At 64.2% G+C, this 15,803-nt stretch carries 20 protein-coding genes; 8 read left to right on the top strand and 12 right to left on the bottom strand.

Annotated elements, in window-relative coordinates; all coding sequences use genetic code 11:
* Positions 1 to 41: 41 nt before the first annotated feature.
* The 9 genes from LB524_RS17955 to LB524_RS17915 form a co-directional block, all read right to left on the bottom strand.
* Complete coding sequence (locus LB524_RS17955) at positions 42 to 656, bottom strand: LysE family translocator (RefSeq protein ID WP_140661711.1); 615 nt, start codon at positions 654 to 656, stop codon at positions 42 to 44.
* A 91-nt stretch (positions 657 to 747) separates the two neighbouring features.
* Positions 748 to 2,193, bottom strand: coding sequence for an amidase (locus tag LB524_RS17950; protein WP_224528880.1), 1,446 nt, complete (start codon positions 2,191 to 2,193; stop codon positions 748 to 750).
* 1 nt (position 2,194) lies between these two features.
* Positions 2,195 to 3,100 (bottom strand): ribokinase, encoded by a 906-nt coding sequence (locus LB524_RS17945; protein ID WP_015315725.1) that lies wholly within the window; start codon positions 3,098 to 3,100, stop codon positions 2,195 to 2,197.
* Positions 3,101 to 3,186: 86 nt separating this feature from the next.
* The gene (locus LB524_RS17940; RefSeq protein ID WP_140713223.1) at positions 3,187 to 3,669 is read right to left on the bottom strand and encodes a hypothetical protein; all 483 of its coding nucleotides are present in this window, start codon (positions 3,667 to 3,669) and stop codon (positions 3,187 to 3,189) included.
* Complete coding sequence (locus LB524_RS17935) at positions 3,644 to 4,162, bottom strand: hypothetical protein (RefSeq protein WP_015315727.1); 519 nt, start codon at positions 4,160 to 4,162, stop codon at positions 3,644 to 3,646. The genes LB524_RS17940 and LB524_RS17935 overlap by 26 nt, the downstream gene beginning before the upstream one ends.
* The gene (locus LB524_RS17930) at positions 4,129 to 4,521 is read right to left on the bottom strand and encodes a hypothetical protein (RefSeq protein WP_015315728.1); all 393 of its coding nucleotides are present in this window, start codon (positions 4,519 to 4,521) and stop codon (positions 4,129 to 4,131) included. The genes LB524_RS17935 and LB524_RS17930 overlap by 34 nt, the downstream gene beginning before the upstream one ends.
* A gap of 20 nt (positions 4,522 to 4,541) precedes the next feature.
* Entirely contained in the window at positions 4,542 to 5,012 is a 471-nt protein-coding gene (locus tag LB524_RS17925; RefSeq protein ID WP_140721178.1) for a hypothetical protein, read from the bottom strand.
* A 222-nt stretch (positions 5,013 to 5,234) separates the two neighbouring features.
* The gene (locus LB524_RS17920; protein WP_140713225.1) at positions 5,235 to 6,113 is read right to left on the bottom strand and encodes a methylated-DNA--[protein]-cysteine S-methyltransferase; all 879 of its coding nucleotides are present in this window, start codon (positions 6,111 to 6,113) and stop codon (positions 5,235 to 5,237) included.
* 212 nt (positions 6,114 to 6,325) lie between these two features.
* Positions 6,326 to 6,820 carry a DUF2244 domain-containing protein gene (locus LB524_RS17915; protein WP_140713227.1) on the bottom strand — a complete coding sequence of 165 codons (495 nt, stop codon included), beginning with the start codon at positions 6,818 to 6,820 and terminating at the stop codon, positions 6,326 to 6,328.
* 22 nt (positions 6,821 to 6,842) lie between these two features.
* Here LB524_RS17915 and nth point away from each other — a divergent pair, with 22 nt between their 5' ends.
* From nth to LB524_RS17900, 3 genes are all read left to right on the top strand, one after another.
* Entirely contained in the window at positions 6,843 to 7,655 is an 813-nt protein-coding gene (gene nth / locus LB524_RS17910) for an endonuclease III (RefSeq protein ID WP_224528878.1), read from the top strand.
* Between the two features lie 65 nt (positions 7,656 to 7,720).
* Positions 7,721 to 7,834: a YdeI/OmpD-associated family protein gene (locus LB524_RS29105; RefSeq protein ID WP_224529124.1), complete on the top strand. Its 114-nt coding sequence runs from the start codon at positions 7,721 to 7,723 to the stop codon at positions 7,832 to 7,834.
* 109 nt (positions 7,835 to 7,943) lie between these two features.
* Positions 7,944 to 8,477 (top strand): GNAT family N-acetyltransferase, encoded by a 534-nt coding sequence (locus LB524_RS17900; RefSeq protein WP_224528876.1) that lies wholly within the window; start codon positions 7,944 to 7,946, stop codon positions 8,475 to 8,477.
* Positions 8,478 to 8,654: 177 nt separating this feature from the next.
* Here LB524_RS17900 and LB524_RS17895 read toward each other — a convergent pair whose 3' ends face one another.
* Entirely contained in the window at positions 8,655 to 9,425 is a 771-nt protein-coding gene (locus tag LB524_RS17895) for an IclR family transcriptional regulator (protein WP_140661720.1), read from the bottom strand.
* A gap of 184 nt (positions 9,426 to 9,609) precedes the next feature.
* Between LB524_RS17895 and LB524_RS17890 the strand changes: the two genes are divergently transcribed.
* From LB524_RS17890 to LB524_RS17870, 5 genes are all read left to right on the top strand, one after another.
* Positions 9,610 to 10,587 carry a Bug family tripartite tricarboxylate transporter substrate binding protein gene (locus LB524_RS17890; RefSeq protein ID WP_015315736.1) on the top strand — a complete coding sequence of 326 codons (978 nt, stop codon included), beginning with the start codon at positions 9,610 to 9,612 and terminating at the stop codon, positions 10,585 to 10,587.
* Between the two features lie 151 nt (positions 10,588 to 10,738).
* Positions 10,739 to 11,275 carry a tripartite tricarboxylate transporter TctB family protein gene (locus tag LB524_RS17885; RefSeq protein ID WP_224528875.1) on the top strand — a complete coding sequence of 179 codons (537 nt, stop codon included), beginning with the start codon at positions 10,739 to 10,741 and terminating at the stop codon, positions 11,273 to 11,275.
* Positions 11,276 to 11,279: 4 nt separating this feature from the next.
* Positions 11,280 to 12,803 carry a tripartite tricarboxylate transporter permease gene (locus tag LB524_RS17880; RefSeq protein ID WP_224528873.1) on the top strand — a complete coding sequence of 508 codons (1,524 nt, stop codon included), beginning with the start codon at positions 11,280 to 11,282 and terminating at the stop codon, positions 12,801 to 12,803.
* Between the two features lie 15 nt (positions 12,804 to 12,818).
* A complete protein-coding gene (locus LB524_RS17875; protein WP_224528871.1) occupies positions 12,819 to 14,003 on the top strand; it encodes a CaiB/BaiF CoA transferase family protein in 1,185 nt (394 codons plus the stop codon).
* On the top strand, positions 14,000 to 14,851 hold the full coding sequence (locus LB524_RS17870; RefSeq protein WP_224528870.1) for a citryl-CoA lyase: 852 nt from the start codon (positions 14,000 to 14,002) through the stop codon (positions 14,849 to 14,851). Before LB524_RS17875 ends, LB524_RS17870 begins: the two co-directional genes overlap by 4 nt.
* Before the next feature lie 3 nt (positions 14,852 to 14,854).
* Here the strand turns inward: LB524_RS17870 and LB524_RS17865 are convergent, their stop codons facing one another.
* Entirely contained in the window at positions 14,855 to 15,331 is a 477-nt protein-coding gene (locus LB524_RS17865; RefSeq protein ID WP_224528868.1) for an NUDIX hydrolase, read from the bottom strand.
* A 126-nt stretch (positions 15,332 to 15,457) separates the two neighbouring features.
* On the bottom strand, positions 15,458 to 15,766 hold the full coding sequence (locus tag LB524_RS17860) for a hypothetical protein (protein WP_140618839.1): 309 nt from the start codon (positions 15,764 to 15,766) through the stop codon (positions 15,458 to 15,460).
* Between the last annotated feature and the right edge of the window lie 37 nt (positions 15,767 to 15,803).

Here is a 15,803-nt window from a genome sequence, read left to right as displayed (position 1 = left end):
ATATGTCTCCGCAAAAATTTATGGAGAAGGCGCTTTCGCCGTTACTTTGCCTTCGAAAACGCCAGCCACAGGCCGCCGCCGACCATGAAGCTGCCGCTGATCCGCGACAGGAGCTTGATGCGGCTGGCTGACAGCATGCGCCCGGCGCGGCCGGCGGCGAGCGCATAGGTCGAGTCCGACATGGCGGCGAAGATCATGGCGGTCAGGCCCATGATGACGATCTGCAGTGGGTAGTTGCCGGCGGGAGAGATGAACTGCGGAAAGAAGGCGCCGAAGAAGATCAGCGTCTTTGGATTGCTCAGCGCCACGGCCAAGCCCTGCAGGAAGAAGCCGCCGCGTGGTTTGCGGGCGGTTCCGTCGGCGTTCAGCGTGCCCTTCGAGCGGAACATCTGCACGCCCATCCAGATCAGGTAGGCCGCGCCGATCAGCCTGACCCACTCGAACCAGTGGCCCATGCCCGAAATCAGCGTGTTGAGGCCGATGCCGACGATGACGATCATGACTGCTAGGCCGGCTTGCGTGCCGGCGACATTAGCGAGACCGGCGCGAGTGCCGTGGCGGATGCTGTTGGCGATGATCAGGGTCACCGTCGGCCCAGGCACCAGGATGATCACGATGCAGGCAAGGACATAGGCGGCGTAGAGTTCCAACGACATGATTTTTCCTCGCAATGCCGCTATCGCGGCCTAGCATGCAACAATCAATGCATGACGGCGAGGACGACGCAAGCCGGCGCGCCGGTCTGGCTCAGGCTCCGGCGGGCCAGGGCAGCGTCGTCTCATAGGCAGCCGCGGCCTTCAGCACGGCGAGGTCGCCGCGTGGCCTGCCGACCAGCTGCATGCCCATCGGCCGGCCCCTGTCGTCGAAGCCGACGGGAACATTGACCGCCGGGCAACCGCCCAGGGTGGCGAAGGCCGAAACCTGCATCCAGCGATGATAGCTGTCCATTGCCCGCCCCCCGACCTCGCGCGGCCAATGGGTGCCGACATCGAACGGAAAGACCTGCGCGGTCGGCAGCGCGATGAGGTCGAAGCGGTCGAAGATCGACAGCAGCGTGCGGTACCAGGAGGTTCGGACGACCGAGGCCCCGCGTATCTGCGGCGCCGTCAGCCGCATCGCGTTTTCCACTTCCCATACGGCTTCCGGCTTCAGCAGGCCACGCCTGGCGGGGTCGTCATAGTGTACTTTCAGGGCGCAGCCGCTGCTGGCCTGGCGCAGCGTCACGAAGGCCTGCCAGAGTGCCTCGAAATCGAAATCCGGTCGCAAGGGCTCGGTCAGGAAAGATACATCCGTGAACCGTGCGAGTGCTGCCTCGCATAAGTCGAGGATGCCGGGCTCGATCGGCAGATGGCCGCCGAGATCGCCGAGCCAGGCGATACGGCCACCGGTCGCCGCCGTCGCCAGGCCTTCGAGGAAGGAGCCTTGCTTCTCATAGGAGAGAGGCGCCTGCGGATGGTAGCCGGCCTGCACGTCGAGCAAGAGCGCCATGTCGGCGACGTTGCGGCCCATCGGCCCCTCGACGCCCATCTGCGCGTGGAAGACCTCGAAGTCGGGACCGCTGGGCACGAGCCCCTGTGACGGCCGGAAACCGTAGACATTGTTCCAGGCCGCCGGGTTGCGCAGCGAGCCGCCGAAGTCGCTGCCATCGGCGACGGGCACCATGTCCAGCGCCAGCGCCACCGCCGCTCCGCCGCTTGAGCCGCCCGCGGTCAGCGCCGGATCGAAAGCGTTCAGCGTCGGCCCGAAAACATTGTTGTAGGTGTTGGAGCCGAGCCCGAATTCGGGAACGTTGGTCTTGCCGATGATGATGGCGCCGGCGTCGCGGATGCGTTCGACGAAGAAATCGTCTTCCCGCGGCACGAAATCGGCGAAGATCGGCGAGCCGAACGAGGTCCTGAGGCCGGTGGTCGAGGCAAGGTCCTTGATGGCGATGGGTAGGCCAAAGAGCGCGCCGGTGCCATCGGTCCGGCTGATATCGGCGGCATCGGCCTCGCGCAGTATGTCGGCACGGTCGCGCAACGAGACGATGGCGTTGACCAGCGGGTTGACCGCATCGATGCGATCGAGGAACGCCGTCACCACCTCGCGCACGGAGAGCTTCTTTCGGCGGATCGCGTCTGCAAGTTCGACAGCCGACAGGCGGCAGATGTCGCTGGCCGCCGGTACGGCATGCTTCGTGCGGGGACGCATCATTTCAACCGGCCTCTTGCAGCGCCTGGTCGACATCCTTGGCCAGTGGGATCGCCGGTTGGGCGCCGGGCTTAAGGCAAGCCAGCGAGCCGGCGGCGCCGGCACGCGCCAATGCCTGTTCGAGCGTGAGGCCCGACGACAGGCCGGCGGCGAAATAGCCGCAGAAAGTGTCGCCGGCCCCGACCGTGTCGACCGGCGTGATCTGCAAAGCAGGGAGGGTCAGGAATTCGCCTGGCGTTGCCGCCATCACGCCGTCGCCGCCGAGCGTGACGACGATGATGCGTCCAGTCTTGCTGGCATAGTCGCGCATGCGCGCTGCACGATCGCGGCCTTTCAGGGCAAGGGCTTCGCCATAGAGGTCGAATTCGGTTTCGTTCGCGACCGCATAGTCGGCCTTGCCGAGGAAGGCGGCTGCCCCGCCATGGAAAGGGGCCGTGTTGAGGACAGTGATCGCGCCGGCCACCCTTGCCTGGTCGAGGGCCGCATCGACCGTCGCGAGCGGGATCTCGTGCTGCAGCAGCACGACGTCGCCCTTTGTCAGAAAAGCCTTGGAGAGGTCGCCGGGCACCACGGAAGCGTTGGCGCCGGGCACCACGGCGATAATGTTTTCGCCGTCATCGCCGACCATGATCAGCGCCGTGCCGGTCGAGGCAAAGGTCTCTCCCACGCCCGACAGGTCGACCTTGGCCTCGCGCAGCAAAGCCAGTGCCTCGGGGGCGAAATTGTCCTTGCCAACGGCGCCGACCATGCGCACCTGAGCGCCGGCACGCGCGGCGGCGAGTGCCTGGTTGGCGCCCTTGCCGCCGGGGGCCGTCGTGAAGCTGGAACCGCTCACCGTCTCACCGGGGCTCGGCAAGCGGTCGACATTGGCGATAAGGTCGAGGTTGATCGAACCGACTACGATAATCAAGAAATGCCTCCTGCTGATGCGCGGAAGCTATCCTGCCAAGCCGTTCGATGCCAGACCACGCGAATGGTCCAGCGTGATTTGCCGCGTCATTCACAAAGCACAGTGACGATGCCCTGATAGTTGCCGGCGGGAAAGATACCGCTCGACTTGGTGGCGGTGAGGTCGATCTGCATGGCGTGGGTGCCATTGGCGACCCTTTGCGGCACGCCCCCATTATTGTCGACCCCCGAGCCATCGAGGCGGAAGACCGAGGCGAAGGTCACGTTGGTGCCGCCGCCGCTCGGCGCGGACGAGAATGCGGCAGGCGCCGATGCTGAAACCGAATAGCAGTCCAGCAAATTGAGCAGCGAGCACAGCAGGGAACTTGCCACCACGGTGGCGCTGGCGCTTGATCCGCCTGCCTGCTTGGAGCCCAGTATGCCGATGGCCGGATTTGCGGTCATCGTGCCCGATGCCCCGACCATGATGCTGCAGGTGCCGATGATCGCGGCCTGCGCCGGAAGGCAGCAGCCGGCGAGCGCGGCCATCGCGAGCAGCGCGCTGCTATTTCTTCTTCTTTTTCTTGCCATCGCCGCTTCCGGTTCTGATGCTCCAGCCTTCGTTGGCCCATCCGGGTGACGCGGCCACGGGCGTAGGTGCGCTGGCGGCCACGCTCGCGGTCGGCCCGTCACCGCCCAGGCCCATCTTGAGGAGCTTCAGCTCCAGCTGCAGGCGCTCGACCTCAAGCTCGTAGAGGCGGCTGCAATCGACGCGCTTCGGCGTACGCCCGATCGGAATCACCACGCGGCCGTAGGTGGCGACGTCGTTGTTCGCCTGATTGTTGCCTCTGATGACGCCCAGGTCGAGATAGGCACCGGTGCCCGATACGGCGGACCGGCAGGTGGTTCCGTCGGAAGCGTGGACCTCATCCTGCCCTTGGGGCAAGGTCACGCCGGGCAAGTTGAAGCCGCTCTCATTCTGATTGAGGTTGTAGACATCCTCGGCCAGAACCGGCGAGATCCCTGCCCAGGTTGCCGCAAACGCGACTGTCAGGACTTGCGGTGCCCAAAAAACTTTCCGCATATCTGTGCCCTTATCTGCGTCTGTTGATTGGGAAAGGGGATGCTCTCGGTACAGATACGCACTTTACGCTCGGCAGCGCCGCCGAAGGGCACGACCACAAGGACAGGACGGGAAGCCTGCGAGCCCAGTTGGAAAACGCTCGGAGAGATCTTGGCATCCACTGGCTGAAAATTCTGATCGTAAACGTGGATTTCGACCTTGATCTTCTGGCCGTAGGGATTGGCGGGAAACACGCGGACCGCGAAGGCGTCGGTGAAACTGTTGACCTCACCCCGCATCGGCGACATCGACTGGGCGTTGGCGGCAAGGGCCGGCAGGCCGACGGCCAGCGCCGCCGCCAGGATTCGTGCATGTTTCAAGGACCCCTCCTTCGCGACGGCTATTCGCAGCGCAGTGTTACCGTTGCCTGATAGTTTCCGGTGGCGAAGCGGTTGCTGCCGCCCTTGGTGCCAGCGAGATGGACCGAGACAAGGTCGGCGCCGGGGACAGCGAGGGCGGTGGCGGCCCCCGTTTCAGCGGTCGTGTGGGCGCCGCTGGCCGAATAGGTCGGTGTCCAGGTGGTGGCGGTGCTGTCGGCGGCGGGCACGGTGGTGAGGGTCACCGGATCGACGCTAAGTGAAACACCTCCGGTGGTGGTGAGCGTGACTGTTCCAGCCGAACCGCCGCTGTTGTGGGAGCTCAGCGACTGAAGGTCGGCGCTCACCGTCATGGTGCCGTTGGTGCCGACGACAAGCGTACAGGTCGCGGTGACCGTGCCATTGAAGATGACATTCTGCGTTGTGGCCATCGCCGCGTGGTCCAGGCACGCGACCAGCAAGGCTGCACCAAACACGGTGCGGAACAACTTCATCGAGATTCTCCTATTAAGTCGGATCGCCCGAATTAATATGGGTCATCATCGCTTTATCGTGGTTAATTTAGCGTAAACTTAAATAAGATATCGAAATAACGCTCGTGAAGAAACCGGCGGTTGTCCACGGTTGTATCTAGAAGTTCCAAAATCAAGCGCAATAATACTGCGTATTTCCAAATACTCATATATTTTCTGTGGCAGAAAGCAAAAATCGACATTTCACGACGAAATCTGCCCTGCCTCCCAGCCGAGGATGGCGCGCTTGCGGGTCAGGCCCCAGTGATAGCCGGTGAGATCGCCTGATTTGCCGATGGCGCGGTGGCAAGGCACCACGAAGGAGAGCGGGTTGGCGCCGTTGGCGGCGCCGACCGCGCGGCTGGCGCTCGGCGCACCGATGCTGGCCGCGATCGAGGAATAGGTACGGGCCTTGCCCATCGGAATCTGGAGCAGCGCCTCCCAGACGCGGACCTGGAAGTCGGTCCCGATCATGACGACATGAAGCGGCTGATCGGCGCGCCACAGCGTCGGCTCGAAGATGCGCGCGGCATAGGGCCCTGTCGCTTCCCTGTCCTCGATATAGAGCGCGTTCGGCCAGCGGCCGGACATGTCGGCAAAAGCGGTGCGTTCCTCGCCTGCGTCGCAGAAGGCGAGGCCGGCAAGCCCGCGGTCGGTGGCCATGATCAGGGCAGTGCCGAACGGGGAGGTGTGATAGCCGTAGCGGATGGTGAGGCCGGCGCCGCGCGTCTTGTAGTCGCCCGGTGACATCGCCTCATGGGTGACGAACAGGTCGTGCAGCCGGCCGGGGCCGGACATGCCCAGTTCGAAGGAGGTTTCGAGCAGAGGCATGCCGGAATCAAGCAGCCTGCGCGCATGATCCAGCGTCACCGCCTGCAGGAAAGCCTTGGGCGACAGGCCGGCCCAGCGGGTGAAGAGTTTTTGCAAGCCGGTCGGCGTCTCGCCGACCTCCTCGGCCAGTTCTTCCAGCGATGGCTGGTCGCGATAGTCGAGACTGATCTTTTCGATGGCGCGGCGTACGATTTCGTAGTCGCTGCCCTCAGGCGTGATGTCCTTCTTGAGGACTGCCGTGTGTGTGCTCATGGACTGTCTCCTTGGGCTGGAATATCGCCCCTCGGGGCGCCGATCGCCACCCGAAACCTGCCTTCTTGCAGCACTTGCCCAGATAGACTCGGGATTCGAGCCAGGGAGCCGCTGATGGCTGGCGAAAAAGTCCATCTGACAGGGGCAAAAGAGAGCTTGCTCATGACACTCTACGGCAAGGCTTTCCCAACGGAAATTTCCTGGAATTGCTTTTAGCGCGCCTTGGCGGTCGCCAGCGCGCGCGAGAAGGCGGTGGCGAAGCTCTCGCGCGAATCGGGGTCGAGGAAGCCGCCGATCGGCACGTTCTGGCCTTGTGCCTCCACGGTCATTCTGATGATGCCGATCTCGGCGTGCCGGGCGATCGAAAACCGTACCCAGAACGGATTGAAGCGATGCGCTTCCGACTTTCCCGAGGGGGCCGTCTTGCGAATGTCGAGGCTGGTGCGCGAGACCGACACTTCCTCGCGGGCGCGTGCAGCCCGGTAATTGACGCGGAAGGCGATGTAGACGGCCACCACGTCGAGGCCGAAGAAGCCGAACACCGGCCAGGCACCGCGCGACAGGAAAAACGCACCCGTCACCAGCCAGCCGAACATCAGTGCGCCCATCAGGATCAGGAAGCCCGTCCTGCCCAGCGACCGGTGCGGGGTCAGCAACGCATGAAAGAAGGGCTCGTCAGCCTGAAACGAGGCGTTTGTGTCACTCATGACAGACTATTATAGGAGGGAAATGGCGCGTCCCAAGTCCAATGAGTCTTCCATGCCCGAAAAAGAGCTGCCGGCCGGACGCCGTGATGGCTCCAATGCCAAGCCGCGCCCTCGGCCGGCGCGGCGCTCGTCCCGCTACAGCCCGGCTGAAGTGCATGAGATTTTCCGGCGTTTTTCGGTGCAGCGGCCGGAGCCGAGGGGCGAACTCGAACACGTCAATGCCTTCACGCTGCTGGTGGCGGTGGTGCTTTCGGCGCAAGCGACCGATGCCGGTGTCAACAAGGCAACGCGGGCTCTGTTCAAGGTTGCGGACACGCCGCAAAAGATGCTGGCGCTCGGTGAAACCAAGGTCGGCGACCATATCAGGACCATCGGTCTCTGGCGCAACAAGGCCAAGAACGTCATCGCCCTATCGCAGGCGCTGATCCGCGACCATGGCGGCGAGGTGCCGGATGACCGCGATGAACTGGTCAATTTGCCCGGTGTCGGGCGCAAGACCGCCAATGTCGTGCTCAACATGGCCTTCGGCCAGCATACGATGGCGGTCGACACGCATATCTTGCGCATCGGCAACCGGCTTGGCCTGGCGCCCGGCAAGACGCCGGAACAGGTAGAGCAGGGGTTGTTGAAGATCATCCCGGAGGAATATATGCGCCATGCGCATCACTGGCTGATCCTGCACGGACGCTATGTCTGCAAGGCGCGCAAGCCGGATTGCCCGGCCTGCGTCATTGCCGATATTTGCAAGGCAGAGGTGAAGACGACCAGCATTCCGGCGCCCCTGGTGCCGATCGCCCCGCTTGAAACTGTCGCCGCCGACGATCAGGCGCCGTAGCCGCGCGCCATCGCCGCCGCGAACACCGGGATTAGGCTCGGCCGGACTATCAGAAGAACGACTATCTGGGCTGGATCGGCCGCGCCAAGCGTCCGGACACCAGGCGAAAGCGGCTCGACCAGATGCTGGATGAATTGGAGCGTGGTGGTGTCTACATGAATATGGTCTGGCACGGCTGAAGTTCTGCTTCGATTACTAGGCCTTCCCTGGATGATGGCGCGCATCCCCCTGGCCCTTGCCCCGCACCAGCGATTTGCTAAGCGCTGAAGATCAGCGAGGCATATCGTCATGAAAAATCCGCACGGTGTTCCGGTCATCGAGACCCAGCGAACCATTCTAAGGGCGCACCAACTGAAGGATTTCGACGCCTATACCGCCATGTGGGCCGACCCCGTCGTCACCCGTTTCATCGGCGGCAAGCCGCGCACGCGTGAGGAAAGCTGGATGCGCTTCCTGCGCCATGCCGGCCTGTGGTCGCTGCTTGGCTACGGCTTCTGGGCCATCGAGGAGAAAGCGACCGGCCGTTTCATCGGTGAGGCCGGGTTCCACGATCTGAGGCGCGACATGGAGCCGTCGATCGAAGGCATCCCCGAGGCGGGGTGGGCGCTCGCACCGGCCGCGCACGGCGCCGGCCTTGCCACGGAGATCGTCAGCCGCGTGCATGGCTGGGGCGACGAGACGTTCGGACGTGCCAGAACCGTCTGCATCATCGATCCCGAAAATACGGCTTCGCTGAACGTCGCTAGGAAGTGCGGCTATATCGAGCTGACGCAGACCCTCTACCATGATGCGCCGACCATGCTGCTGGAGCGGCTGCCCTGAGGGGTGTCAGGCGAGGCGAGGGCGCCGACAATCACCCGGCCAGGCGCTACAAACGCGCAATCCGGACGGAAAACCGCTGCACACCTTGACCTGCCGCAACCGGCCTTGGGCGCGCAGCTTCCTTACAGGGGCGGCGAGCGGAAGTTGGAGGCCTTTCCGATGCCATCACCGCGGGAGCTAGGGCAAAGCCGCCGTCGCGAGGCTCGCCTGCTCCAGCATGGAGGCATCCTCGCCGAAGGCGCGAGTGGCGCGGGCCGCCGCCTCGAGCAGCGGGCGCTTCATGCGCTCAAGGAAGGCAGCGTCGACGCGCGTGCTTGGACCAGCCAGCGTCAAGGCGCCAAGCAGCGCGTGTCCCGGCCCGAAAACCGGCGCCGAGACGCCTGCCGTTTCGGGGTCGCGGTCACCCACAGCGAGACAATTGCACGTTTTGCGAATGGTTTCGTAGGGTTCGCCCTGCTGTCCCGAAAAGGCCGCCAGCACGCGCCCGCCCGAGCCGGCCAGCAGAGGCAATACGTCGCCTTCGCGTATCGTGTAGCGGATCGGATGCTTGGATTCGACCCGGTAAAGACAGGTGCGCACGTCTCCCGAGCGGACGTAGAAGGCAACACTCTCCCAACTTCGTTCGGAGAGATCGCGCATGATCGGCAACAGGATGTCCATCGCCACCACCGAACGCTGGTAAAGCGCGCCCAGCCGAAAGGCGGCGGGTCCGACGCGATAGCGCCCATCGTCCAGGCGCTCGAGCAGTTGCCCGCGCAACAGCGAATTGGCGAGCCGCAGGATCGTGCTTTTGTAAAGACCGGTGCGCATCGCGATTTCAGCAAGACTTAGCGAGCGTTCGGCCGTGCTGAAGGCATCGAGGATGGCGATCGCCCGGTCGAGTGCCGCAACACCTTCGACGGAGGTGCGCCGGATTTCCGCATCAGCCGAGTTGCCTGGTAGGTCCATTGCGGTTCCCAATTCGGTGAAGCCCGAGCGGAACCACTCTGTCGCGCCACCGGACCGTTCTGTCCAGCAGAATGTCGTTCCTGTTGACGGAACAAGGTAAAATCTGCTTGAACTTGATCACGGGTCTGTGAACAGGCGCGTTTTGGCAGGCACCGGAGGAGGTGTCGTGATCTGGAGGAATCCCATGCTGAACAGACGCAGATTTTTGATGAGTACGGCGGCGGCTGGCGCGGCCGGGCTGGTGGCATCGCATTTCTCACCCGCCTTCGCCGAAGGTGCGCCTCAAGTCCAGATCTTCGTGCCGGCGGCGCCCGGCGGCGGCTGGGACCAGACGGCGCGCACGATGGATCAGGTGCTGCGCGGCGAGAAGCTCATCTCCGGCTCGCAGATCACTAATGTCGGTGGTGCCGGCGGAACGGTAGGGCTGCCGCAGTTCATCAATCAGTGGAGCGGCAAAGGCAATGCGCTCATGGTCGCGGGCATGGTCATGGTGGGCGCCATCATCGCCAACAAGGCGGCCAACAACCTGACCCAAGTCACGCCCATCGCCCGTCTCACCGGAGAGTTCGAGGCGCTGGTGGTGCCGGCGGACTCGCCGTTCAAGACGGCCGCCGATTTCGTCGCGGCACTCAAGGCCGATCCGACGAAGGTTCCTGTCGCGGGCGGCTCGGCCGGTGGGTCCGACCACATCCTGTTCGGCCTGATCGCCAAGACGGTCGGCGTTCCGGCTCCCAGCCTCTCCTATGTACCGTTCGCGGGCGGCGGCGAAGCTCTGTCGGCATTGCTCGGCAACCAGGTGGCGGCCGGCATTTCCGGCTTCGGCGAGTTCTCCGAGCAAGTCAAGGCGGGCGCGCTCAGGCTGCTCGCCATTTCGGCCGACAAGCGCCAGGACGGCATCGACGCGCCGACGCTCAAGGAAGCCGGTATCGATGTGGAACTGTTCAACTGGCGCGGCGTCTTCGCGCCGCCCGGCATTTCCGACGCCGACAAGGCGGCCATGATCACGCTGGTCGAAGCCATGGCCAAGAGCGATGCATGGGCGACCGAATGCAAGAACCGCAACTGGACGTCCATCCTGCTCACCGGCGACGACTATGCCAAATTCGTCACTGAGGATTCGGCTCGCATCGAGGCCATCCTCAAGGATCTCGGTCTCGCCTGATTTCCCCAAGGGGGCGGCTCGTGCCGCCTCCTCCTTTTCTCGACGCATCGATCGCATGCGGCCATGCAGCGTGAAGGTACGACGAAGCCGGCTGCTGGAGGCGGCTGTTTTGGCCACCAGATCGTGGCCATCCATAGCGGGGAGGACATTCATGAGCACCACCGACCAGCAGGCAGTGCCGCCGCGACTTGCCGTACCGGAATTGTTGATCGGCGTCGGCCTCCTGGCCTGCGCCGGGGCCGTCGCCTGGCAGACGCTGGCGATCCCGGTCTCGCCGCTCTATTCCAAGGTTGGTCCGACCGTCTTTCCCTATCTGACCATGGTCGGCCTGATTGTGCTTTCCCTGCTGCTCATCCTCGCCGCGCTTCGCGGCGGCTGGCAGCCGGAGGAGGAAAAGGAAACGCCGACCGACTGGAAGGCGATGGGCTTCGTCGTCATCGGTCTGCTGGCCAATCTTGTGCTCATCCAGCCGCTCGGTTTCACCGCCGCGTCGGTCATCATGTTCGTTCTCGTCTGCTACGGCTTCGGCAGCAGGCATACGCTGCGCGATGTGCTCACCGGCCTGGTGCTGGCGCTGGCTGCTTATTTCGGCTTTGCCAAGGCGCTCGGCGTCAACATCGGCGCTGGTGTCGTCGAGAACCAGCTGAACATGGCGATCGACGCGTTCACCAGCACGCTGGGAGGCTGACGCCATGGATACGCTCGGCCATCTCGCACACGGTTTCGCGGTCGCTTTCAGCCCGACCAATCTTTTGTGGTGCCTGCTCGGCACGACGCTTGGCACCGCCATCGGCGTGCTGCCTGGCCTTGGGCCAGCACTGACCATCGCGCTGCTCTTGCCGATCACCTATCAGGTGGCGCCGGAGGCGTCCTTCATCCTGTTCGCCGGTATCTATTACGGCGCCATGTATGGCGGCTCGACGACGTCGATCCTGCTCAACACGCCCGGCGAGAGCGCGACCATCGTGACGGCGCTGGAAGGCAACAAGATGGCCCGCTCCGGCCGCGGCGGCGCAGCACTCGCCACCTCGGCGATCGGCTCTTTCGTCGCTGGCACACTCGGCACGCTGGGCGTCGCCTTTCTGGCGCCTATAGTGGTCAAGTTCGCGCTGGCCTTCGGCCCGGCGGAGTATTTCTCGCTGATGGTGCTGGCATTCATCACTGTTTCGGCGGTGCTTGGGTCGTCGTCGGTGCGAGGCTTGACCAGCCTGTTTGCCGGCTTTGTAATCGGGATGATCGGCGTCGATCTGCAGACGGGCCAGCCGCGCTTCACCTTCGGCATGACCGAGTTGCTCGACGGCGTCGACGTCATCATCGCCGCCGTCGGCCTGTTCGCGGTTGGCGAGACGCTCTACATGGCCTCGCGCCGCTATGCCGGCAAAGACGAGATCGTGCCACTGAAAGGCTCGCTCTACATGACGGCGGCCGAATGGGGGCGTTCGTGGAAGGCCTGGCTGCGGGGAGCGGCGATCGGCTTCCCGATCGGCGCCATGCCGGCCGGCGGCGCCGAGATCCCGACCTTTCTGTCCTATGCCATCGAAAAGAAACTGTCGAAGCACAAGCAGGAGTTCGGTACGGTCGGCGCCATCGAAGGCGTTGCAGGGCCGGAAGCCGCCAACAACGCGTCCGCCGCCGGCGTGCTGGTGCCGATGCTGACGCTTGGACTGCCGACCTCGGCGACGGCGGCGATCATGCTCTCGGCCTTCCAGAGCTACGGCATCAATCCGGGACCGCTGCTCCTGACGACACAGGCCGACCTTGTCTGGGGCCTGATCGCCAGCCTATTCATCGCCAATGTCATCCTGGTCATCCTCAACCTGCCGCTGATCGGTCTGTGGGTGCGGCTGCTGAAGATCCCGGCGCCGCAGCTTTATGCCGGGATCCTGGTGTTCGCCACTGTCGGCACCTATGGCATCTCGCAGTCCCCGATCGATCTCGTCATCCTCTATCTCCTGGGCGCCGCGGGCTTCCTGATGCGGCGGTTCGATTTCCCGACCGCGCCCGTCATCATCGGCATGATCCTGGGGCCGCTCGCCGAAACCCAGTTCCGCCGGGCGATGACCATCTCGAACGGCGACTGGTCGGTGTTCTACAAGCATCCGCTGTCGCTGACCCTGCTGACGCTCGCCTTCATCGGCCTGGTCGGGCCGCATGTCTGGGCCTTCATCGAGCACCGGCGGCGGCGCGGTCCCGAACATGTGCCGGGCGATGCCTGAGCGATCTGAAAAGATATGACAGACCTGCTTTCCGGTATCCGCGTCCTCGACCTGACCAATGTGCTCGCCGGGCCTTACTGTGCCTATCAGCTGGCCTTGCTCGGGGCCGACGTGATCAAGGTCGAGGGGCCGCATGGCGGCGACCTGGCGCGCCAGCTTGGCGGCTCGCCAAAGCTCAACAGCGCCGGCATGGGCGCATCCTTCCTGGCCCAAAACGCCGGCAAACGATCGGTCATGCTCGACCTCAAGAAGGAGACGGATCGCGAGCGCTTCCTGGACCTGGTCGCCAGCGCCGATGCGCTGGTGGAGAATTTTCGGCCCGGCGTGATGAAACGCCTCGGGCTTGACTACGAGATGCTGAGGGTGGTCCGCCCAGGCCTCGTCTATTGCGCGATATCGGGTTTCGGGCAGAGCGGGCCGATGCGCGACAACCCGGCCTATGACCAGATCATCCAGGGTCTTTCCGGGATCATGAGCATAACCGGCACGCCGGAAACCGCGCCGCTGCGCGTCGGCTATCCCGTCGCCGACACGCTGGGAGGCTTGGTCGGCGCGTTCTCGATCGCCGCGGCGCTGGTCAGGCAGAAGACATCGGGCGAGGGCGCGTTCCTCGACGTGTCGATGCTCGAATGCACGCTTTCCGCGCTTGGCTGGCCTGTTTCCAATTACCTGACGGCAGGGGTCGATCCCAAGCCGATGGGCAATGAGAACATGACGGCGGCTCCCTCCGGCGCCTTCCGCACCGGCGATGGGCTCATCAACATCGCCGCCAACAAGCAGGAGCAGTTCGTGACGCTGTGCCGGCTGATCGGACGGCCGGAACTGGCGTCGGACCCGCGCTTTGCCGAGCGTGAGACCCGCAAGCAGAACCGCGCCGCGCTCAAGGTCGAGATCGAGGATGCTCTGGCAAGCGATCCGGCGGCAATTTGGGAAGAGACGCTCAACCGAGCCGGCGTGCCGGCGGGCCGGGTACTGACGATCCCGCAAGTGCTGACCGAACCACAAGTGCTCGAACGCCAGGTGACGGCTCGTTTCGAGGATGTGGCTGGCATGGATGGGCCGCTGACCGTCCTGCGCGGCGGGTTCATGGTAGACGGTACGGCACCGTTGCCGACGCGGCCGCCGCCTGTGCTGGGCGAGCACATGGACGAGGTGTTCGCCGGCCTGCCGCCGCGCGCCAAGGCAAAGGCCCTGACATGAGCGGCGTGGAGAAGAAAACAGGCCGCGGGCGCGGCGAGGAATGGTGGCAGACCGGCATCATCGAGATGAGCCCCGGTGTGATCCGGCTGCGCGGCTACGAGATCCAGGACCTGATCGGCCGCGTCAGCTTCCCGGCTGTCATCTGGCTGATGCTGCGTGGCGAATTGCCCAGCGAAGACGAGGCGGCACTGCTCGGCATTGCCTTGGGGGCGGCCGTCGACCACGGGCCGCAGGCGCCGTCGATCGCCATCGCCCGCATGGCGGCCACCTGTGGCGTCGGCATCAACAGCGCCATGGCCTCGGCCATCAACGTGCTGGGCGACGTGCATGGTGGCGCCGGCGAGCAGGCGCTTTCCTTCTATGGCGATATTGCCGTGGCGCTTGATGGCGGCATGGGCCTCAACGAAGCGGTTTCGACACGTCTCGACCGGTTCTTCGGGCAGGAGAAGGGCTATGTGCCGGGGCTTGGCCATCGCTTCCATCCTGTCGATCCGCGCGCGCCGCGCCTGCTGGAACTGGTCAGAGATTTTGCCGCGCGTGGCGTGGTCAACGGCCGCTTTGCCGACATTGCCGAGGCGATCGAGGCCGACGTCGCGCGGCGCAAGGGCAAAAAAATCCCGCTCAACATCGATGGCGCCACCGCCGTCATCTATGGCGAGCTCGGCTTTCCGCCGCCGCTGACGCGCGGACTCTTCGTGCTGTCGCGTTCCGTCGGCATCCTGGCGCATGCCTGGGAGCAATCTCAGCAGTCCGAGCGCAACAAGGGGCCGCTGCCGCGCGAATGGCTGTGGGCCTATAGCGGCCCGCCGGCACGGCCGCTTCCTGAAGATGAGGGCGCGGACAATTGAGGCTTATGCCTGCTCGAGCGGCGCGGGCCCGGGAAGCTTCAAGGTGTTCACCAGCGTCGAGAGATCAGGCTCGTCGATGAGCATCGCGGCGTCGGCCGGCGCCAGCCAGGCCCGCTGCCGCCGCTTGGCTTCCTGCCAATCGGCAAGCTCTTCCGTCACTTCCAGCAGAAACACGACGACGTCGACGCGGACAAAGCGGTTGGCCAAGCGTTTCCAGTAGGAATAGGTGCCCGCCGGCTGCTTCAGCGTCTTGCCGAGCACGCCGGCTTCCTCCAGTGCCTCGATGGTGGCTGCCTTGCGTCCGCTCTTGCCTTTCATCGGCCATCCCTTGGGCACGATGAAGCGTCTCGTGGTTCTCGATGTGACCAGCATCACCTCGATGCCGCCATGCGCGTTCAGCCGGAAGGGGATCGCCGCCACCTGGCGGATCCTCTCGCCTTTCTTGGCTTGGCTTACGGCCTTTTTCTTGGTGGCTGCCATCTCAATAATCCAGTCGCTGCAATGCCCCTTAGCGTGCTGCGACGCCTTTGCAAAATCCAAACTGCCGCAGGGGCACCTGAAGTGCCCTATCATGTAAGTCGGCTAAATAAAAGAAGCTGCCGTTCGTCAGCGGCAGGTGCTCACGGCGGTGTTGCCGATTATCTGCGTCTGGCAGCTCGGCCTAACCTGCGGCACGACCGGCGGCGGTTGCTGGACGATGATGCGATCCTGGGCACGATACTGCTGTTGCTGCTGCTGAAACTGCTGCCGCTGAACCCGGTTTTGCAACGCCTGCAGATCGTTCTGCTGGATGACTGTGTTGTTTCTGACCGTGGGATTGAGCACCTGCGCGGAAGCGGGCATCGCAAAGCCGGCGCAAACCGCTCCAGCCAGCACCACCAAGGTTGATATCATCGATGAACGACGCGCACACATCCATCTATTCCTGCAAAAAAATCTCATCACACCAGAT

The organism is Mesorhizobium sp. ESP6-5, assembly GCF_020164695.1.
GTDB classification, from domain to species: domain Bacteria; phylum Pseudomonadota; class Alphaproteobacteria; order Rhizobiales; family Rhizobiaceae; genus Mesorhizobium; species Mesorhizobium australicum.
This window is presented reverse-complemented; position numbering and strand designations above follow the sequence as displayed.